Genomic DNA, 20,317 nt, shown 5'->3' on the forward strand with positions numbered 1-20,317 from the left:
GGGGAGGGTGGGCGCCCGCGTGGGGGAACGAGCGCCCACCTTCTTGCGGGGAAGGTCAGCTGCCGTACACCTCGAAGTTGAAGAGGGAATAGCCCCAGGCGGTGGCCCGGGCCGTGCCGTTGACGCGGACGTAGCGGCCTTGCGCGTTCAGGCCGGTCAGGTCGTCCACGCCGCCGTCGCCGCCGGTCACCGAGCGGACCGTGGTCCAGGTGCTGCCGTCGGGCGACGTCTGGATCTGGTACGCCGAGCCGTAGGCGGCCTCCCACTGCAGACGTACCCGGGAAATCGCCTGTGAACTGCCCAGGTCGACCCGGATCCACTGTGGATCGGCGAAGGCACTCGACCACCGCGTCGTGGTTGACGCGTCCACCGCGGCGGACGCCGGATAGGTGGCGCTCTCCGTGCTGGACGCCGTGGCCGGCTTGTTCAGCGACAGCAGGTTGGCCGTGCTGAAGGTGAAGCTGTCGACGTCGTAGAGCGCGCCCGTTCCCGTACCGGCGAAGGTCAGGTAGAGCGAGGTCGTCCCGGCCGGGGCGCCGGAGATGGTGCCCGTGACGTTGACGAAGGTGTCCCACGAGCCGGTCGGGGCGACGGTGGCCGACCCGATGACCGTGCCGGTCGGGGAGCCCGTACGGACCTGGACCGTGCCGCCGCTGCCGGCCGAGGAGACCCGGGCCGTGAACGAGGTGGCGTTGTTCAGTTTGTACGGGTCGAACTGGATCCAGTCGCCGTTGTTGATGTCGCCGACCGTCTGGCCGCCCTCGGCCGTGGTCTTGCTGAACTTGTTGACGCCGGAGGACGTCTTGAAGTGCTCGGCCTGCCGCTTGCGCGGTTGCAGGATGTGCTGCGCGTGGGTGGTCAGCCCGCCCTTGTCGGTGTACGACGCGTCGAAGATCGGGAAGATGTTCGCGGCGTCGTCGTGCTCACCGTCGGTCGGGATGGCGATGGTGCCGGAACACCCGGTCTGCGACGTGATCTGGTGCCCGTGCTGGTCGTGCCCGAGCACGTAGGCCATGGTGACCTTCGAGCAGTCGATCGTGCCGTCCTCGGGATCGGTGACGGTGACGCTCCAGGGAACGCTGTCGCCGAACGACACGAGCTGACCGGAGGCCGGGGTGGTGATGGTGACGCTGGGCGCGGTGTTGCCGACGGTCACCGGCACGCTGGCGGTGCCGGTCGCGCCCTGCGGGTCACGAACGGTCAGCGTCGCCGCATAGGTGCCATTGGTGGCGTACGTCTTGGTGGGGTTGGCCGCCGTTGACGTTGTGCCGTCCCCGAAGGCCCACGAATACGTCAGGGCGCCGCCCTCGGGATCGCTGCTGCCCGCGGAGGAGAACGTGACGGTCAGCGGGGCGGACCCGGAAGTGGGGTTGGCACTGGCCACGGCGGTCGGAGCGCGGTTGGCCCCGGCCACGTAGTCGTAGCGGTACAGGGCCGAGTTGGCGTCGCCGTTGAAGTAGCCGGTGCCGTAGTCGAGGACGTACAGCGAGCCGTCCGGCCCGAACGCCGAGTCCATGACCTGCTTGCCGTTCCACGGGAACGTGTCGATCGCGCCCGGTGTGCCGTTGGCGTTGACCACGATCGGCTTGATCCAGCCGCGGCCGAACTCGGCGGCGAAGAACTGCCCGTCGAACGACTGCGGGAACTTGGTGGTGGAGGGGTTGCTCGCGCTGTACCGGTAGACGGGACCGCCCATCGGGGACTCGGAGCCGCCACCGAACTCGGGCGGGGAACCGGCGTCACCGGCATAGCGGATCCAGGCCGGCTGAGCCGGCGGCAGGGTGGTCAGGCCGGTGTTGCGGAACGAGTTGTTGGTGGGCCCGCCGGTGCAGTTGTACTTGGCGCCGCCGGTGTTGGCCGCGAAGTCCCACTCGTTGTAGGTCTCGTTCGTGGTGTTCGTGCCGGTGCAGTAGGGCCAGCCGAAGTTTCCGGGGCCGGTGACCCGGTCGAACTCGACCTGACCGGACGGGCCGCGGGTGGCCGAGGTGGTGCCGGCGTCCGGCCCGTAGTCACCGACGTAGACGTGGCCGGTGGCCTTGTCGACGCTGATCCGGTACGGGTTGCGGAAGCCCATGGCGTAGATCTCGGGCCGCGTGTTGGCGGTGCCGGGGGCGAAGAGATTGCCGGCGGGGATCGAGTACGACCCGTTGGCGTTGACCTTGATCCGCAGGATCTTGCCCCGCAGGTCGTTGGTGTTGCCGGCGCTGCGCTGAGCGTCGTAGGCCGGGTTGCGGTTGGTGCGCTCGTCGATCGGCGAATAGCCGGCCGAGTCGAACGGGTTGGAGTCGTCGCCGGTCGACAGGTAGAGGTTGCCGGCGGCGTCGAAGTCCATGTCACCGCCGACATGGCAGCACATGCCCCGGTCGGTGGGCACGTCGAGGACGGTGACGGCGCTGGCCTGGTTGATGGTGAAGTCGGCGTTGAGGGTGAACCGCGAGAGGCGGTTGACGCCGGCCCAGGTGGCCCAGGTGGCAGCGGCGCCGGTGGCGGGGGCGTCACCGGAGGGGGTGTTCAGCGGAGGAGCGTAGAACAGGAAGATCTGCCGGTTGGTGGCGAAGCCGGGGTCAACGGCGACGCCCTGAAGGCCCTCTTCGTCGTGGGTGTAGACGGGGATGGTGCCCACGACAGAGGTGGCGCCGGCGGCGTCGGTGCGCCGGACGGTGCCGTCCCGGGAGGTGTGCAGAACGGAGCGGTCGGGCAGGACGGCGAGGCCGATGGGTTCGCCGGTCTCGGCGACGCCCTTGGCCAGGGTGACCTGCTGGAAGTCGGCGGGGTTGATGACTGCGGACGCTGGGGCGGCGGCCGCTAGGGAGAGGAGGAGAGTGGTTGAAGCCATCGCAGTTAATCGATGGATTCGGGTTCGATGGTTCACGGAGTCCCTTCCTTACCTGGGGATGAGCGAGGGGGACATCTGCCGGAAACATTCCCGTAGTGCTGCTCACGTTATGAACTTCGCGTCGTCCGTGTCCAGACTTTTGGATCGACCGTCTTAAACTTTTACGTCATCCGTCGAAAGTTCATCTCGGTGGTGGCGCGATCACATGACGCGATGGCTGGGCGGGGTGGGCTTGCTCGCGCTGGACGGCCGGGGGCGGAGGGTGTCCACTCACGGCTGGCTGGGGAGCGCTTTACGCCATGAGTGGGCACCCTCCGCCCCCGGCCTTGCCGGGGAGCTTGGTGTCGGCCAGGGGAGGGGTCACTCGCGGCTGAGCGGTGAGTCCGGCCGGCGGGCACCGCGCGGTGGGTGGATGGAGCTGTTCGCTGCCGCGCTGTGGTCCGGAGGGTAAGCCGGTCACGCAGGCACGCTGGGTGGTGGGTCGCGCGGCAATTCCAGGCCGGTCGCGCGGGTTGATGGGAGGGACTGGCTTGCGACCTGAAGCGTTCGCTGTGCGGGCCGGTCGCCGCAACTGCGCTAGACAGTTCACTACGGAAGCTGCCTTCAGGCAGCAAATTGATCGTCCGGATTTTACATGCCTTTCGAGGCGCCCGTCGTCGAAGCATCGGCGGCGCTTTTCAGTCGACTGCGGAGATCGCCCGGTCGCCATTCTGGTGTCGCCGATCATTTCGTGATGTCGCTGCCGATAGGTGTGCTGCCGAAATTGCGCGCCGTCGGCCAGAGTCATGCGTGCCGTCCGATCCCGAATGGCCCGTCCGGCGCCGACGAGCGGCGCGTGAGGATCCGCCCGGTCCGGTGGACTCGGCCCGCGCGGTTACTTTCGCCCGGCCCAGCCGGTCCGGCGTCGCCGCCTCAACCCGTTGCACCGCCTCAGCCCGAACCGTCGATTCGGGCCGCGTTGGCGTCTCGGCGCCGCACCCAGCTGACCTCGTCATCCCAGACCAGCGGCGGTATCCGCTCGGTCGGATCAGGCAAACCCAGCTCTCCGCGCAACCGCGAACAACCATGCAGCCGACACAACTTCAACGCATGGCGTCGTTTAAGACCCCGCCGCCGCCGCTCCGCCGCATCGCGCCGGAACGCCAGCATCTCCGGCGAATGGCTCGGCACCCCACCCCGAAGATCGACAGCAAAGAAACGATCACACCAATAAAAAATGATACGGGCAAGCACGTTTCCAATCAGCGAGATGCGCATTCTCATGCCGCTTGTCGCGCGGCGTGGGCGCTCGACGCCTGCTCGTGGCGATGAGGCGCGCAGCGATGTCTATCGCATGGGAAGCTTGGTCTGTGTGGTGCCTCGATCCCGGCAACAGCCCTGAGTTGGTCGGTAAGCTGCGGCCGCACGGCCGCGACGGTGACTTTGACGTTGCGTGGGTTGGTGAGGGATGGCGGGCCCTCGTTGAGGAGTGCCATGACCGGCTCCTGGCCGTCTTCCCGCAGTACGAGCTTCTGGCCATCAAACAGAAGTACGGCGAGCTGTCCTACCAGGCGTTTCCACGCCGCTGGGTTCAAGGCCAGCGGCAGTGGTCGTCTGAAGAGGCGGCCGAGTTGGACTCCATTACGGCCTGGTTCGGAACTCTCTCCCAAACTGTGTGCGAGTGGTGCGGTGCCGCCGCGAAACTTCGCGAATGGCGGACCACGGAACTGACGCTGTGCGATGACTGTGACGCGCGTTTTCCAGACCCGCCGGTCCCGGTCCACCAAGCTTGAGTCCAGCTGGGACTCGGCTTCAGCAGTTGACCACGGCGTGCGGGCCCGAATCGGTGTCCTCGGCCGAGGCCGTGCCGGGGAACTCCGTGCTGACGATGCGGCAAGTGACGACGGCGTCCGCTTGCTTGCCGGTGGTCCTGGCGGTCAGCGCCAGAGCGCTGGCCGGCATGTGCGGCGGCGCCTGCACCGTAGGTTGATCCTGACCGCCTCCCCGCTGATGCGGAAGGTGGCCGGCGCGATGCTGACGGTCTGGGACTGCGGGGTTCCGCCATCGCGCGGCCACGTGTCGACGATGTGGTACGCCGCCGCTCCCGCCAGGGCCGCGACACTGCCACGAGGGCCACTTCGATCTCACGGCGAGCATGATGACGCATGGCGGAGACGTCGCGGTTCGAGTGGGGGCTTTAGGGTGGATTGATGCCTCAGAAGCACCTTGTTCGGATCGGCAGTCGGTCGTCGCCTATGGCGCTGGCTCAAGTTGAGCGCGTTCGGGTGGAGCTGGCGGTCAAGCGGCCCGATGTGGTGACTGAAGTTGTGGCGTTCACCACTCGCGGGGATCGGTGGGCGGGGGCTCTGTCGGAGCTGGGCGGCAAGGGAGCGTTCACCAAAGAGATCGATCAGGCGCTGCTTGAGAAGCGCTGTGACCTGGCCGTTCACTGCATGAAGGACGTGCCGGGGGATCGACCGGTGCCAGACGGGACTATTTTCGCCGCCTATCTGGCTCGGGATGACATTCGGGACGCTCTCGTGCATCCCGGAGGGTTGTCGCTGGCGGCGCTGCCGGCGGGGACCCGGGTCGGCACCTCGGCGGTGCGGCGGGTGGCTCAGCTCGGGCGGGAGTTTCCGCAGCTCGAGACCGTTCCTCTCCGGGGGAACGCCAACAGCCGGCTGGCCAAGCTCGACGCCGGCGAGGTCGACGCGCTGCTTCTCGCGGTGTCGGGGCTTGAGCGGATCGGGCAGCCGGAACGGATCACCGAGGTTCTGCCCGTCGATGTCATGTGCCCGCCGGTCGGGGCGGGGGTGCTCGGGCTTCAATGCCGGGAGGATGACACGGCCACGCTTGAGGCGGCGGCCGCGCTGGGGGATCCGGAGACCTGGCGGCAGACTGTGGCCGAGCGGATGCTGCTTCATGTGCTGCAAGGGCACTGCAACAGCCCGATCGCCGGATACGCGGTCAGTGAGGCGGGCGGGCGGCTGTCGCTGAAGGGGCGGGTCTTCTCGCCGGACGGCAAGAGGGTGCTCGAAGCGCGCGAATGGGACGACGATCCGGTTACTCTCGGTGTTGCTGTGGCGTTGTCGCTGCTGCGTCAAGGGGCCCGCGGGCTCATCGACGCTCCCAGGCAACCCTAAACAAGATCACGTAGTCTTGGCGCCTGCCTGTTGCGCGGGGATGGTTCCCTGTGCCGGCGTGTTCGGGGTATTCGTGGAGAAAGGTGGTCTGGAGCTCCGTGTCTGTCGGTAACCGGACGAAAGACCGTAAGTGGCCTACCAAGGCTGTTTTGTTGCTCCTGTGCGGGCTGTTGACCGGCGTGGTGGTGTCGGCCGCCTCGTTCCCGGCGTTCGCGCTCGGCGGGCTGGTGGCCAAGGCGGGCGCTCAGGAGTTCTCGTCGCTGCCGAGCACGCTCGTGCAGCAGTCGACCCCGCAGGTGACGCGGGTGTTCGCCAACGACGGCAAGACGCAGATCGCCGTCCTCTACGACGAGTTCCGCAGCGATGTGCCGATCAGCCAGATCTCGGTGAACATGCAGAACGCCATCGTCGCCGCCGAGGACCACAAGTTCTACGAGCACAACGGCGTCGACCTCAAGGGCATCGCCCGGGCCGCCGTCAACAACAACAACGGTGGCTCCAAGCAGGGTGCTTCGACCCTGACCATGCAGTACGTCCGCATGGCGCAGGCGTACGGCGCCAAGACCCCGCAGGAGGCGATCGACGCGACCCGGGACAGCCCGGAGCGCAAGGTCACCGAGATCAAGTACGCCTTGCAGGTCGAGAAGGACCTGGACAAGAAGCAGATCCTCGAGCGTTACCTGAACCTGGCCCCGTTCGGTAACGGCGCCTACGGCGTCTACGCCGGCAGCCGGGTCTACTTCAAGAAGTCGCCCAAGGACCTGACGATCGCCGAGGCCGCGCTGCTGGCCGGCATGGTGAAGGCGCCGACCGCGTTCGACCCGACCACCGCGACCGGTTACCCGCAGGCGCTGGACCGGCGCAACTACATCATCGACAACATGGTTCAGCTGGGCCAGATCACCAAGGCGCAGGGCGACGAGGCCAAGAAGGTCAAGCTGGGCCGTACGACGAACCGTCCCGGCAACGGCTGCACCTCGGTCGCGAAGAACAACTGGGGCTTCTTCTGCGACTACTTCTACCGCTGGTGGATGGGTCAGTCCGCGTTCGGTGACAACTCGTACGAGCGGGAGCGCCAGCTCAAGACCGGTGGCTACCGCATCGTCACGTCGCTCGACGTCAAGGCGCAGACCGCGGCCCGTACGGAAATCACCAAAAAGATCAAGGACAAGAACAAGAACGCCGTCCTGATCGCGGCGGTCGAGCCCGGCTCGGGGCGGGTGAAGGCGCTGGCCGCCAACCGCAACTACAAACTCGACGACGGCACCAACCCGCTGAGCTCGAACCCGCAGACCCGCAAGGCCGGCGCCCGGGCCACCTATCCGAACACCACCAACCCGATCATCACCGGTGGCGGCGACATCAGCGGCTATCAGGCCGGCTCGGTGTTCAAGATGTTCACGATGGTGGCCGCGCTCGAGAACGGCCTGGAGCTCAGCCACTCGATCACGTCGGACTACTTCTACAAGTCGAGCTACCCGGTGGCGCGCAACTCGCCGGCCGCCTGCCCGGGCACCTCGTTCTACTGCCCGGAGAACGCCTCGAAGAGCGAGAAGGGCACGTTCAACATGTGGACCGGCTTCGGCAAGTCGGTGAACACGTACTTCGTGCCGTTGCAGGAGCAGGTCGGCGCCGAGAAGGTCGTCGACGTCTCGAAGCGGTTCGGCCTCCAGTACCGCGGCGGCGACCGTGACCTGATCGCCACCCCGGAGGCCGCGCACCAGTTCGGCGCGTTCACCCTCGGCGTGACGGCGTCGACGCCGCTGGAGATCGCGAACGCGTACGCCACGCTGGCCGGCGACGGCATGTACTGCGCGCCGACGCCGATCAAGCAGATCTACGCGGCCAACGGCTCGAAGGTCAACGCCGGCCAGCCCGCCTGCAAGCGGGCCACCAGCGCCGACGTGGCCCGCAAGGCCCTCGACGCGGCCCGCTGCCCGGTCGGCGACCGCGCGCAGCTGGGCAACTGTGCCGGCTCGACGGAGCCGAACGCGTACCGCACGATCGGTCACCCGATCTTCGGCAAGACCGGAACCACCGACAACGACAAGACCGCGTCGCTGGTCGTGGGCTCCCGCAACCTGGTGGTGGCCGGCTACATGGTCAACCCGGACTGGGCCAACCACACCGACCGGATGCCGCACAGCATCGTCAACCCGGTCGTCTACCGCACCCTGGCCGACTACATGGAGGGCCAGGAGCAGGTCGAGTTCAAGAAGCCCGGCGAGTAGCCAGGGCCGCCGCGAGCTGCCCGCGGCTGGTGATTCCCAGCCGCGGGTAGACCCGGTAGAGGTGCGATCCGACGGTCCGGTGCGAGATGAACAACCGGTCCGCGATCTCCCGGTTGCTCAGGCCGCGTGCGGCGAGCTCGGCGATCTGCGTTTCCTGAGCCGAGAGGTACGTCTCCCCGCGCCGCCGGGCGCACGAGTCGCCCGTGGCCAGCAGCTGGCTCCGGGCCGCCTCGGCCCAGGGCACGGCGCCCATTCCGTCGAACAGATCGTGCGCGGCCCGCAGCGACTCCCGGGCGTCGACATAGCGGCGCTGCCGCCGCAGGCGGCGACCGTGATGCAGGTGCAGCCGCGCCCGCGCCAGCACACATCCGGGCGGCAGCGCGGCCAAGGCTCCGGCATGGCCGCCGTCGTCCCTGGTGAGCACCGCTTCGACGTACACGCGGGCCGAAATCAGCAACTCCGAAGGCAGGCGCCTGGCCGCTGCGGGCAGCTCGGCGAGCAGCGCCCGGGCTTCCTCCACCTCACCCGCGGCCGCGGCGGCGTCGGCCAGGTCGATCGCCACGTGCCACCGCCGCAGCGGCCCTCCGGCCAGGAACAACTGCTTGATGATGTCGTACGCCTCCACGGCGTGGCCCTCGAGCAGCGCGCGCAGCCCCTCGGCCTGCCGGGCCGCCTCGCATCCGCCCGGCGCCCGGCCGACCGTGGCCGCGACGCGAAGGTCCCGCACCAACCCGGCCGCCTCGTCGTGGTCGCCGCGCATGGTCGCCACCAGCGCCGCCGTGCCGGTCAGGCTGAGCCAGGCCGCGGTCTCGCCGGTCGCACCGGCCAGGGCGCGCCCCTCGCCGGCGTCGGACCAGGCCCGTGCCAGGTCGCCCAGGGGAATCCGGCTCCGGGCCCCGGTCAGTGCCCGGGCCAGCGGCCCGGCCCGCCCCTCGGCCCGCCACAGGTCGGCCGCACCGGACAGCAGCCGCGCACTACTGGTGAAGTCGCCACGAGCCATCGCGGCGTCGCCCATCACATGCAAAGTTCTCCCCGGCATCCTTCCTCCTCCGACGCCCCGTGATCAGCCAAGCGCCCGCCACGCCGGATGACCATGCGGAAACACACGCAGAACCGCGGCCTACAGTGATCGTGGGAGGCGCTCATGGCGGAGAAATCGCTGGCCACGGTGGTGCGTGAGCTTCGGCAGCGTGCCGGTCTGACGCTCGAGGAGCTGGCCGGGTCGTCCGGGCTCAGCGTGCGCGCGATCAGCGACCTCGAGCGGGAGCGCAGCCACACGCCGCAACGCCGGACGATCACCGCACTGGCCGACGCGCTCGGGCTGGACGGCGACGACCGGCAGGCGCTGCTGGCCGCGGCCCGGGAGAACCGGCGCCGGCGGCAGACGGCCTCACCGAGCGGCGCGTGGCTGCCCCGGGTGCCGGGCGACTTCGTCGGCCGCGCGGTCGAGCTCGACCGGCTGCGGCTCTCGGCGCGGCCGGGCGGCCCACCGGTGGTGATCAGCGGCCCGGCCGGTTCCGGCAAGACCACCCTGGCCGCGCACGCGGCCCGGTCGCTGGCCGGCGGCTTCCCGGACGGGGTGCTCTTCGTCGGCCTGCGCGGCATGGCCGACCGCCCGGCCGGAACCGACGAGATCCTCACCCGGCTCCTGCACGGCTTGGGCGTGCCGCCGAACGCCCTGCCGGCCGGGCCGGGCAAGCGGGCCGAACTGTACGAGCGGCTCCTCGTCGAGAAACAGGCCCTGATCGTCTTCGACGACGCCGCGGACGAGGAGCACGTACAGCCGTACCTCAGGAAAGCCCGTGGCGTGAGTGTCGTGACCAGCCGGCGCCGGCTCGCCGCCCTCGACGGGGTGACCAGGCTGGAGCTGAGCCCGTTCTCGCCGCACGAGGCGATCGAGCTGCTGCACGCCATCCTGAGCGATCCGTTCGCCGGCGAGACCCCGCCGGAACCCGAGGCGGCGGCCGAGGTCGCCGCTCTCTGCGGCCATCTGCCGCTGGCCATGCGAATCGCCGGCAACCGGCTGCGCAGCCGTCCAGGGTGGACGCTCCGCGATCTGGCTGATCGCCTGTCCGACGAGGAACGCCGCCTCGACCGTCTGGTGGCCGGCGATCTGCTGATGACGACGGCCTTCGCCCTGTCGTACGCCCAGTTGTCGCCAACCGCGGCACAGACCTTCCGCCGGCTGTCGCTGGTGCCCGGCGGCGACGCGGGCACCGCTCTGGCCACCGTGGTCGCCGGCGCCGACCGGCCGGTGGCCGAGGACGCGCTCGACGAGCTCCTGGAGCTCGGCCTGCTCCAGTCGGACACGGCGGACCGCTTTCACTTCCACGATCTCGTACGGCTTTTCGCCCGCGCCCGCCTGGTCGAGGAGGAGACCGCCGAGCAGCGGCACGCCTCGGCGCGGCGGATGACCGGCTGGCTGCTGGACGCGGCGACTGCGGCCGGGCGCTGGTACGAGGGCGACGGCACCCCGGCGGCGCTCGACGGCGGCCTGCGGCTCGGCTCCACCGGTGACGCCGAGGCGTGGCTGCGCGCCGAGGCGGACAACTGGCTGGCCGCGATGCGCTCCGCCGATCGGCCCCGGGCCGTGCTCGACACCGCTGAGGCCATGCACTGGTTCTCTGACTTCTGGTCCTACTGGGACGGCTGGGAGGAGGTCTTCACGCTCGGCCGCGACGCCGCCCGCGAGCTCGGCGACCTCGCTCAGGAGGCCACGCAGACCAACTACCTGTCCTGGGTTTTCACCTTTCGCCGGGACGAGGAGGAGGCGCTGCGCCGGGCCCTCGAAGCGCTGCGGCTGGCCGGGCTCGGCGGCGACCGGGCACAGGAGGGCTGGGCCCTGCACTACGCCTCGCAGGCCGAGGTCGACCGAGGGAACCTCACCGAGGCGGCGGCCTACGACGAGCGGGCCGCGGTGATCTTCGAGGAGACCGGTGACTACGACGCGATGTGCCAGGTGCTGCTGGCCCGGGGCGACATCGAGTACTTCGCGGGCCGCCCGGCCGAGGCACTGCCGTTCTTCGGCCAGGTGCTGGAGGTCATCGACGATCCGGCCCGTCCGGTGCTGCCCTCGGTGGCGGGGTTGATGGCGGGCCGGGCCCGGCTGGGGGTGGGCCACGCCCTGTGGAAGGCCGGCCGGCACGAGGAGGCAGCGGTGGTGTTCGGCGAGGCTGCCGAACGGTACGCCGCCATCGGCGTATGGGACATGCAGGCCAAGGCGGTCCTGGCTCTGGGGCGGGTGTTGCGCGATGACGGCCGGGCCGAGCCGGCCCGGATCGCGCTGCGGCAGGCCGAGGCACTCTTCGTGCGAACCGGCATGGACGAGTCGGTCGCGGCGGTGCGGGAGGAGCTGGCCACCCTGTGACTCACCCGGGCGACCGGCCGGCGAAGAGCCGGACCAGCTCGTGCAGCCGGTAGCCGCCGCTGCCGATCTCGGCCAGACCCGCCTCGACCAGTTCCTCCAAGGCGTCCTCGTCGTCGACGGCCTCGTACCGGGCAAGTCGGCGGAGCGCCAGGGCTGCCGGTGGCGTCAGCGCGCGATAGGGCCGTGCGAGCACGTCGTTGACCGGGAATCCCAGATCGGCGAGCCGATCCAGGCGCCGGTCGGCGGTCGCCAGGTCACCGGCGGTCTGTCCGGCCGCCACCCGCAGGGCGAGCGGAAGAAAACCGCAGAGGGCGGCCACCTCACCGTCCACGAGCCGGGCCGCGTCGGCCGGTTCGAGGGGACCGAGGTGGACGCGGTGCACCGCTTCGAGCCCGCTGAGCAGCCGGCGGCTGGTCACCAGGGTGAGCACCGCCCCGTCGGCCGGCAGCAGCGGCCGCACTCGTGCCTCGTCAACCGCGTCGTCCAGCACCACCAGGGCGGCCCGTTCCCGTACGGTCTCGCGATAGTGCCCGGCCCGGTCCTCGGCGCCGGCCGGGATGTCGCGCTCGGGCACTCCGAGCGCCCGCAGGAGATCGTCCCCCGTCCCACCGCTCATGTCGGCGAAGTGCGCGCCGCCGGGAAACTCGGCGGCCAGGGAGCGGGCGGCGCGCACGGCCAGGGCCGTCTTGCCGGTGCCGCCCAGGCCGCAGATCACCACGACGGGGGCGGTGCGCTCGCCGAGCGCCTGCCGCGCCAGCTGCCGCAACCGGGTCAGCTCGGCCTCGCGGCCCACGAAGGGCTCCGCGTCTTCCGGCAACGGCAACAGTGGGCGCCCTCGCGCTGCGGCAATGAGCTGCGAGCCCTGCCGGAGGTCCAGGCCGAGCGCGTCGGCCAGCGCCGCTATCGTGCGGCGCTGGGGCCGGCGGCTCCGGCCACGTTCCATGTCGCTGATGGCGCGGGCGCTCACCCCGGAGGTCGCCGCCAGCTCGTCCATCGTCAGCCCGGCCTGTGAGCGCAGTTCGCGTAGCATCGCCGCGAAGCTCGGTGTGCCGGTCACGCGTCATGATCGCATGCTGGTCGTTCTACCGGGCAGACGTTTGACGCGCGCGCGATGGGGTATCGCGCGGCGACGAGCCGCCACGTGACCGACAGGAATCGACATGTCTTTGCAGTACCGGATCGAACGCGACGCGAACACCGTCACGGTCGCGCCCGAGGGCGACATCAGCCTGGAGACGGTCGACGTGCTCCGGGAGGTCCTCCGCAGCACCGTGGAGGCGCCGAACACCGACCGCGTCGACGTGGACATGAGCGGGGTGGCCTTCCTCGACTCCAGCGGCATCGGCGTGCTGGTCGCCGCCCAGCGGGCGGCCGCCGCCCGCGGCATCACCCTGATGCTCAAGGAACCGACGGCCATGGTCCGCATGGTGCTGCAGATCGCGAGCCTGGAAGAGATCCTGGTCCGAGAGCCCGTGGACGACTGAGTCGCCGACCAGTCGCTGAGAGTTACTGGCCGTTACTACGGAATTTAGTCAATACCAATAGTGTCCACTGTCGATGAAAGTGACAAAGTTCATCGATATAGACCGGGGTCTCCCCGTTTCGTACTCTGATCCGCCTGGGGCTTGATCAACCGGTGTGGCGTTACGCCGCACCGGGCGTAGGCCTGCGCTCTGAAGTGCGTAAACGGGGAAGGACGCTGGATGCTGCCCAAGAACAGGTGGACTCCGCGACTGGTGGCGCGATGGCGCCGCCTGGCCGTGCTGGGCCTGGTCGCGGTGACGGGCCCGGCCCTGATCGGTTTGACGCCGGTCGCGGCGGCCGCGGACCCGAAGAAGCCGGACTTCCCCGAGCCGCAGAAGATCGAGCGGGTCGAGCTGGGCAAGAGCAAGGTCAAGCCCCGCGACATCCCGAAGAAGACCTACGCGAAATTCGACGCTTCGAAGAACGCCGCGCTGCCGGCCGCCCAGGACACCACGGTCAAGCTGACCGGCCGGTCGAAGGTCCGCGCCGGCTCCTCCCCGGTTTCGGTGAGCAGCGCCGCGGCCACCCAGGTCCGGGTCACCACCGCCGACCAGAAGACGGCCCAGGCGGCCGGCGTCAACGGCTTGATGTTCACCGTACGAGACGCCGCGGGCCCGGTCGACGTCGACGTCGACCCGTCCACGTTCCGCAACGCCTACGGCGGCAATTTCGCGTCCCGCCTTCGGTTGGTCCAGCTGCCCTCGTGCGCGCTGACGACGCCTCAGCTTGAGCAGTGCCGCACACAGACGCCGCTGCCCGCTACAAAAGCGTTGTCGGCGACGGTGGCCTCGGGCTCGGTCGTGCTGGCCGCGACGGCCGGCACCTCCAGCGAGACCGGCGACTACAAGGCGACCGACCTGTCGCCCGGTGGCTCCTGGTCGACCAGCGGCAACACCGGCGCTTTCACCTACAGCTACCCGATCGTCGTTCCTCCCGCTCCCGGTGGTGGCGCGCCCGCGCTGAGCCTGTCCTACAGCTCCAACGCCCTGGACGCCCGGACGTCGGGGACGAACAACCAGTCCTCGGCGATCGGTGACGGCTGGTCGTTGCCGGACAGCTTCGTCGAGCGGACCTACAAGCCGTGCGACGACATCGACGACTCGGGCGCGCCGGACAACGCCGGGGACGTCTGCTGGGGTGGGCAGATCCTGACGCTGTCGCTCAACGGCAAGTCGACCGCGATCGTCTACGACGACGCGACGCACACCTTCCGCCCGGCCGACGACTCGTCGACCACCAAGATCGAGAACCTGTTCGGGGCGACCAACGGCTCGAAGAACAACGAGTACTTCCGGGTCGTCGAGAACGGCGTGCAGTACTACTTCGGCCTGAACCGTCTGCCCGGGTGGACCACCGACAACGAGGAGACCAAGTCGGTTCGTACGGTGCCGGTCTACAAGGCACACGGCGGAATATCGGCCTGCCCGGACGGTTCGTTCGCCGCGACCGCCTGCAAGCTCGGCTACCGGTTCGGCCTTGACTACGTCGTCGACCGCAACGGCAACGCGATGGCGTACTACTACAACCAGGAGCTGGGCTACTACGGCGCCAACATGAAGGACACCGCCGTGGAGTACGTCCGCGGCGGCGCGCTCAAGCGCATCGACTACGGCTTCCGCGGCACGCCGTACGTGGCGAACCCGCCGGCGCGGATCGTCTTCACCAACGACGAGCGCTGCCTGGTGGGCGTTCCGGCCGGAAACACGTGCGACGATTTCACCGTCGCTCATCCCGAGTACTGGCCGGACACTCCGGTCGATCTGAACTGCTCCAGCGGCAAGGACTGCACCACGCACGCACCCACCTTCTGGTCGCGGCAGCGCACCAAGAAGATCGTCACCTACGCGCTGGTCGGCAGCGCGCTGAAGCCGGTCGACCAGTACGACCTGAACCAGACGTTCCCGGCCAACGGCGACGAGGCGCCGACCCTGTGGCTGGAGTCGGTCAAACACACCGGTCTCGACCGGCTCGGCGGAGCCACGGCCGACGCCGACGGCGGCACCGTCACCTTCTACCCGCGGCAGCTGCGCAACCGGGTCGGCACCCTGCCGGGCCTGGAGGCGATGTGGTTCAACCGGATCGGCACTGTCGTGTCCGAGGCGGGCGCCGAGACGATCGTCGACTACTCCACGCCGAACTGCGCCGGCGTGCCGGCCAGCGATCTGAACGACGACGACGACACGGCGGCTCAGGCGTACGCGTCGACGAACAAGACCGGCTGCTTCCCGGTCTACTGGACGCCCGAGGCTCAGCCGCGCGCGTTGATCGACTGGTTCTACACGCACCCGGTCACCCGGATCACCACGATCGACAACTACAACCACTATCAGGACGGCAGCCAGCCGAAGACCGTCACCGAGTACGCCTACAAGGGCGACCCGGGCTGGCGCTACGACGACAACGAGGTGGTGAAGAAGGAGAACCGGACCTGGGGCCAGTTCCGCGGCTACGAGCAGGTCGACGTCACCACCGGTGACACCTCCGTCTTCCACTACACCAACAAGAACCAGGTGTACGACCAGAAGACGCTGACCAGGACCTTCTACTTCCGGGGCATGAACGGCGACACCCTGCCCGGCGACAAGACCCGTCCGGCGACCTCGCTGACCAGCACCGACGGCTCCGTGACGGTCGCCGACTCGGCGGAGTTCTCCGGCCAGGCCTTCGAGACGGTGAGCTACCTCAACGGCGCCCCGAGCGCGACGTCGATCACCGTTCCGAAGGTCATCGGGCCGACCGCCTCCCGCGCCCGCGAAGGCCTGCCCGCGCTCAAGGCGAACATGGTGGTCACGGCGCAGACGTTCGCCCGGCAGAAGGTGTCGTACGGGTGGCGCACGAACGAGACCCGCACGTTCTACAACACCACGCTGGGTCAGAGCACCACCGGTATGCAGGTGCAGAACGACGACCGCGGTGAGGTCGGGGCGGCCGGCAACGTCGCCCGGTGCGGCTTCACCCGCTACGTCGAGGGCGCGGTCTCGCTGGTCGGCGGCGGCACGGCCCCGTTCGTCCTGCCGGCCGAGGTCATCAACACCAACCAGGACTGCTCGGCGGCCGGCGCGACACCGTCCGGGACGCTGATCTCGAATACGCGGACGTCGTACGACGGCAAGACGTTCTCCTTCATCGGCGACGGGCAGACCAGCCCGCAGAAGCCCACCGCCGGCAACCCCACCTTGATGCAGACGGCCGCTACCACCAACGGGGTGACCGTCAGCAAGTGGCTGGACGCCACCGCCACCACGTACGACGTTCACGGCCGGGCCCGGACCATGACCCGTACGCCCAATTCGACCGGCCTGGCCCAGAAGACCTTCACCAGGTACTCGCCGGACACCGGGGCGCTGCCCGCCACGGTCACCACCGTCGTTCAGGCCCGCGCCGGGGTCGACTGCTCTGCCGTCACCGTGTCGAGCAAGGACTGTCAGCTCTCCACCAGGACCCTGGACCCGGTGCGGCAACTGGCCCTGGCCGAGACCGGCATCGCCGGCGACACGAGCACGGCCGACTTCGACGCGCTCGGCCGCATCACCAGCGTCTGGCTGCCGAACAAGAACGAGGCGGCCGGAGCCCCGGCCAACATGACCTATCAGTACGCGGTGCGTTCGACGGCGCCGAGCGTCGTGACCGCCCGGACGCTGAACGACAGCGACCAGGTGGGTGCCGCGCCGACGTACACGGTCAACAAGGTGCTGTACGACGCGCTGCTGCGCCCGCTGGAATCGCAGACGACCGGTGAGAACGGCAGCACGGTCGTCTCCGACACCCAGTACGACTCGCACGGCTGGACGGTGCTGACCAACAACGCCTACGCCGTCTCGGGCAGCCCGTCCGACACCCTGATCTCCGACCGCCTGTCGCAGGTGTCGATCCCGTCGACCACGGTCACCGACCACGACGGCCTGGGCCGGGCCACGCAGGTCACGGCCGAGCACAACGGCGTCGAGACCTGGCACACCCGCAACGCGTACACCGGTGACAAGGTCACCACGATCCCGCCCACCGGTGGCATCGCCACGACCGGCATCGCCAACGTTCGTGGCCAGCTCACCGAGCTCCAGCAGCACACCACCGCACCCACGCTGTCGGGCAGCCTCACCGGCGGGTTCTCCGCAACCGGGGGTACGGCCAACAGCGTCACCTACGGCTACACCGACTCCGGTCAGCAGGCCACCGTCACCGGCCCGGACAAGTCCGTCTGGACCTACACGTACGACCTCCTCGGCCGGCAGACCAGGCTGGTCGACCCCGACGCCGGCATCAACCTCGCGGGATACGACGACGCGGGCAACCTGACCTCGACCAAGGACGCCCGGGGAATCGAGCTCAACTACTCGTACGACCTGCTCGGCCGCAAGCTGAACGCCACCAAGAAGAGCACGGGCTTCGAGTTCGCGTCCTGGACGTACGACACCCTGCGGATCGGCAAGCCCACGTCGTCCTCCCGCAAGGTGCCGGACGTCGTCGGCGGCTACACCGTCGCGGTGACCGGCTACTCCACGCTGGGCAACCCGATGGGCCAGACAGTGACCCTGCCGTCGGCGGAGGGCCCGCTGCCGGTGTCGTACACGACCTCGTTCGCTTACACGCCGAACACCGAGTTGCTCGCGCAGCAGACGGATCCGGCGGTCGGCGGCCTGCCGTCGGAGACGATCGACTACAGCCACAACCTGCTGGGCGCGCCGACGAAGACGACCGGTATCGGGTCGTACGTCGCGGGCACGGTCTACACCGACTTCGGTCAGCCGAGCAAGGTCACCCTGGGCCCGTCCAGCAACCAGGCCGAGGTCCTCTACAGCTACGACGAATTCACGCTGCGGCGTATCGGCCGGCAGGTCTCCCGGGTGCAGGGGATCGGCCCGCTGGTCGACGAGACCAATTACAGCTATGACGATGCCGGTAACCCGTTGTCGGTGACGAACAAGCAGTCCGAGAACGGCAACATCGTCACCGACACCCAGTGTTACCGCTACGACAGCCTGGCCCGGCTGGCCGACGCCTGGACCTCATCCGGCGCCTGCCCGGCCGAGTCCGTGGCCAAGCCGGTCGCGGGCGGGGTGGCGACCGGTGCCGGCTCGTACTGGCAGTCGTTCACCTACGACGCGATCGGCAGCCGTACTCAGCTGCAGGATCACGCCACCGGCAGCGGCACCAGCGACGTCACGACGAAGTACACGCTCGGCTGCTCGGCGAACTGCAACCGCACGGGCGCTCAGCCGCACACGCTGACCGCCACCAGCGGCAACGCCGACCCGACGACGTTCGTCTACGACCTCTCCGGCAACCTGCTCAGCCGTACCGCCGCCAGCGGCAAGAACCAGACGCTGAAGTGGGACGACGAGGGCCGCCTGGCCGAGGTCACGACGAGCTCTGGCACGACGAAGTACCTCTACGACGCCGACGGCAACCAGCTGATCCGCCGCGATCCCGGCCGCACCAGCCTGTTCGCCGGCGACACCGAGGTCGTCATCAACACCGCCGTCAACCCGGCGGTCTCGCTGGGCGCGGTGCGCACTTACAGCCACGGCGGCGGCGGTGCCGCGGTGGCCATCCGCTCGACCCTGCCGGGCGGCGGCACCCACTACATGATCAGCGACACCCACGACAGCGCCACGCTGTCGATGGACACCACCACTCAGGAGATCTCCCGCCAGCAGTTCAAGCCGTACGGTGAAGACCGCAAGAGCGCCAACACCACGGGCTGGCCGGACATGACCCGCGGCTACCTGGGTGCCCCGAAGAACCTCGATACGGGTTACACCGACACCGGGGCTCGCAAGTACGACCCGGTGCTGGGCCGTTTCATCAGCCCCGACCCGCTGCTGGTCACCACCGATCCGGCCCAGCTGGGCGGCTACACCTACGCCGGCGACAACCCCATCACCAGCTCCGACCCGTCGGGCCTGATCGCCAAAGACCCCGCCCCGGTCTGCGGCCAGTGCGTGGTCGACGGCGGCGGCACCCAGAGTCTCCCCAACCTCGACGTCAAGAGCGACGGCAACGGGGGAGGCACCGTCGGGGGCGTCAAAGTGACCGGCGCCCAGGTGAAATACAACGTCTACAAGTTCGCCCTCAAAGTCGACTGGGCCTACGGCTTCTATCACAGCTCCTGGGGCGAGCGCTGGGAAGCGCTCGACGACGACACCAAGATGCTGTGGATGATGAGCGCCGCCTGCAACGGCGCCAACGGCGGCGGCGCGACGTGCTCGTCCATGTACGCGAAGGACGTCGAGCACGCCCTGGGCGAGGTGACCGGCCCCAAACTCCCCGGCGGACTTACCTCACAGGACATAGCCGACGGCCTCCTGGCCGAAGACGGCGCCGGCGCCGCCCGCGGGCTGATCTCCGAGGGCAAGGTCTTCAACCAGGCGACAAAGGTATCCGCCAAAGAGGCCTACGAGGACCTCGCCGAACTGGTCGAGAGCTCCGGCAAGGCCTGCCTCAGGAAGAACAGCTTCTCGCCCGAGACCTTGGTGCTGATGGCGGACGGCTCAACGAAGCCGATCGCCGAGGTCCGCGAGGGCGACGAAGTCCTGGCGACCGATCCGGAAACCGGTGAGACCGCCTCGAAGGAGGTCACCGCCCTCCACATCAATGCCGACACCGAGCTGACCGACCTCACGATCAAGCTCGCCGACGGCCGAAACGTCATTGTCCACACCACCGAGGAACATCCGTTCTGGAGCCAGGACAGGCGCGAGTGGATCGAAGCCGGCGATCTGGCACCGGGCGAGGGGCTTGCGGCCCGTTCGCCTTCGGATGACCCGGAGATCGGGTCTGTCCGGGTCTTCGATGGCCGGCGGGCGATGTACAACCTGACTGTCGCGGACATTCACACGTTCTATGTGCTGGCCGGCAAAACCGCGGTTCTCGTACACAACTCGGATGAGTGCATTCTCTACAAGGCGCCCACCAAGGGGATGACGGACAAGCTGGAGAAGGAGGGGTTCGACCCCGCGGACTTCCCGGGTCCGGACGGCCCGTACCAGGATGGGAAGGCGTACTTCGGCCTGAATGAGAAGGGCCTCGAAATTGCCCTCGACTATGCTAGTAGGGGTGCATATGACACGGCGATCATTCGGGTTCGCATTCCGAAGGCCGACTTTGAGAAATACTTCAAGCAGTTCATCGGCAATCACAATGGGGTGCCGAACTCGGAAGTGGCTATCCCTAACACCGCTTTCGAGCGACTCAACCAGTATCCACGATCGGCGATCCGGCCGTGACTAGTGCTGAC

The 20,317-nt window shown here is 68.9% G+C and carries 11 protein-coding genes; 6 read left to right on the forward strand and 5 right to left on the reverse strand.

All coding sequences use genetic code 11. From position 1 onward, the window contains the following. Window positions 1-55: 55 nt before the first annotated feature. On the reverse strand, window positions 56-2,836 hold the full coding sequence (locus tag ACFY36_RS04650; RefSeq protein WP_499744509.1) for a carbohydrate-binding protein: 2,781 nt from the start codon (window positions 2,834-2,836) through the stop codon (window positions 56-58). Between the two features lie 930 nt (window positions 2,837-3,766). After that, window positions 3,767-4,093, reverse strand: a complete 327-nt coding sequence (locus ACFY36_RS04655) for a hypothetical protein (protein ID WP_499744510.1) — start codon at window positions 4,091-4,093, stop codon at window positions 3,767-3,769. 65 nt (window positions 4,094-4,158) lie between these two features. Here ACFY36_RS04655 and ACFY36_RS04660 point away from each other — a divergent pair, with 65 nt between their 5' ends. Continuing rightward, window positions 4,159-4,608 carry a hypothetical protein gene (locus tag ACFY36_RS04660; RefSeq protein WP_499744511.1) on the forward strand — a complete coding sequence of 150 codons (450 nt, stop codon included), beginning with the start codon at window positions 4,159-4,161 and terminating at the stop codon, window positions 4,606-4,608. Window positions 4,609-4,627: 19 nt separating this feature from the next. Here the strand turns inward: ACFY36_RS04660 and ACFY36_RS04665 are convergent, their stop codons facing one another. Then, a complete protein-coding gene (locus tag ACFY36_RS04665) occupies window positions 4,628-4,795 on the reverse strand; it encodes a hypothetical protein (RefSeq protein ID WP_499744512.1) in 168 nt (55 codons plus the stop codon). Between the two features lie 230 nt (window positions 4,796-5,025). Between ACFY36_RS04665 and hemC the strand changes: the two genes are divergently transcribed. Both hemC and ACFY36_RS04675 read left to right on the forward strand, forming a co-directional pair. Next, on the forward strand, window positions 5,026-5,958 hold the full coding sequence (gene hemC, locus ACFY36_RS04670) for a hydroxymethylbilane synthase (protein ID WP_499744513.1): 933 nt from the start codon (window positions 5,026-5,028) through the stop codon (window positions 5,956-5,958). 149 nt (window positions 5,959-6,107) lie between these two features. Next, complete coding sequence (locus tag ACFY36_RS04675) at window positions 6,108-8,189, forward strand: transglycosylase domain-containing protein (protein ID WP_499744514.1); 2,082 nt, start codon at window positions 6,108-6,110, stop codon at window positions 8,187-8,189. Here the strand turns inward: ACFY36_RS04675 and ACFY36_RS04680 are convergent. Next, entirely contained in the window at window positions 8,170-9,228 is a 1,059-nt protein-coding gene (locus tag ACFY36_RS04680; protein WP_499744515.1) for a helix-turn-helix transcriptional regulator, read from the reverse strand. The genes ACFY36_RS04675 and ACFY36_RS04680 overlap by 20 nt on opposite strands. A gap of 105 nt (window positions 9,229-9,333) precedes the next feature. Here ACFY36_RS04680 and ACFY36_RS04685 point away from each other — a divergent pair, with 105 nt between their 5' ends. Beyond that, window positions 9,334-11,556: a helix-turn-helix domain-containing protein gene (locus ACFY36_RS04685; protein WP_499744516.1), complete on the forward strand. Its 2,223-nt coding sequence runs from the start codon at window positions 9,334-9,336 to the stop codon at window positions 11,554-11,556. Between the two features lies 1 nt (window position 11,557). On the opposite strand, the gene ACFY36_RS04690 is transcribed toward ACFY36_RS04685, so the two are convergent. Next, window positions 11,558-12,613 carry a helix-turn-helix domain-containing protein gene (locus ACFY36_RS04690; RefSeq protein WP_499744517.1) on the reverse strand — a complete coding sequence of 352 codons (1,056 nt, stop codon included), beginning with the start codon at window positions 12,611-12,613 and terminating at the stop codon, window positions 11,558-11,560. Between the two features lie 103 nt (window positions 12,614-12,716). Here ACFY36_RS04690 and ACFY36_RS04695 point away from each other — a divergent pair, with 103 nt between their 5' ends. Both ACFY36_RS04695 and ACFY36_RS04700 read left to right on the forward strand, forming a co-directional pair. Next, the gene (locus ACFY36_RS04695; protein ID WP_499744518.1) at window positions 12,717-13,040 is read left to right on the forward strand and encodes an STAS domain-containing protein; all 324 of its coding nucleotides are present in this window, start codon (window positions 12,717-12,719) and stop codon (window positions 13,038-13,040) included. Window positions 13,041-13,259: 219 nt separating this feature from the next. Then, window positions 13,260-20,306 (forward strand): polymorphic toxin-type HINT domain-containing protein, encoded by a 7,047-nt coding sequence (locus ACFY36_RS04700; protein ID WP_499744519.1) that lies wholly within the window; start codon window positions 13,260-13,262, stop codon window positions 20,304-20,306. The last annotated feature ends 11 nt before the right edge of the window (window positions 20,307-20,317 follow it).

The organism is Actinoplanes sp. NPDC000266, assembly GCF_042899005.1.
GTDB lineage: Bacteria > Actinomycetota > Actinomycetes > Mycobacteriales > Micromonosporaceae > Actinoplanes.

Bases quoted from the DNA above. Each gene is read 5' to 3' on its own strand.
- ACFY36_RS04650 (WP_499744509.1), bottom strand. From the start codon at position 2,836: ATGGCTTCAACCACTCTCCTCCTCTCCCTAGCGGCCGCCGCCCCAGCG.
- ACFY36_RS04695 (WP_499744518.1), top strand. From the start codon at position 12,717: ATGTCTTTGCAGTACCGGATCGAACGCGACGCGAACACCGTCACGGTC.
- ACFY36_RS04655 (WP_499744510.1), bottom strand. From the start codon at position 4,093: ATGCGCATCTCGCTGATTGGAAACGTGCTTGCCCGTATCATTTTTTAT.
- hemC (WP_499744513.1), top strand. From the start codon at position 5,026: ATGCCTCAGAAGCACCTTGTTCGGATCGGCAGTCGGTCGTCGCCTATG.
- ACFY36_RS04660 (WP_499744511.1), top strand. From the start codon at position 4,159: ATGTCTATCGCATGGGAAGCTTGGTCTGTGTGGTGCCTCGATCCCGGC.
- ACFY36_RS04680 (WP_499744515.1), bottom strand. From the start codon at position 9,228: ATGCCGGGGAGAACTTTGCATGTGATGGGCGACGCCGCGATGGCTCGT.
- ACFY36_RS04700 (WP_499744519.1), top strand. From the start codon at position 13,260: ATGCTGCCCAAGAACAGGTGGACTCCGCGACTGGTGGCGCGATGGCGC.
- ACFY36_RS04685 (WP_499744516.1), top strand. From the start codon at position 9,334: ATGGCGGAGAAATCGCTGGCCACGGTGGTGCGTGAGCTTCGGCAGCGT.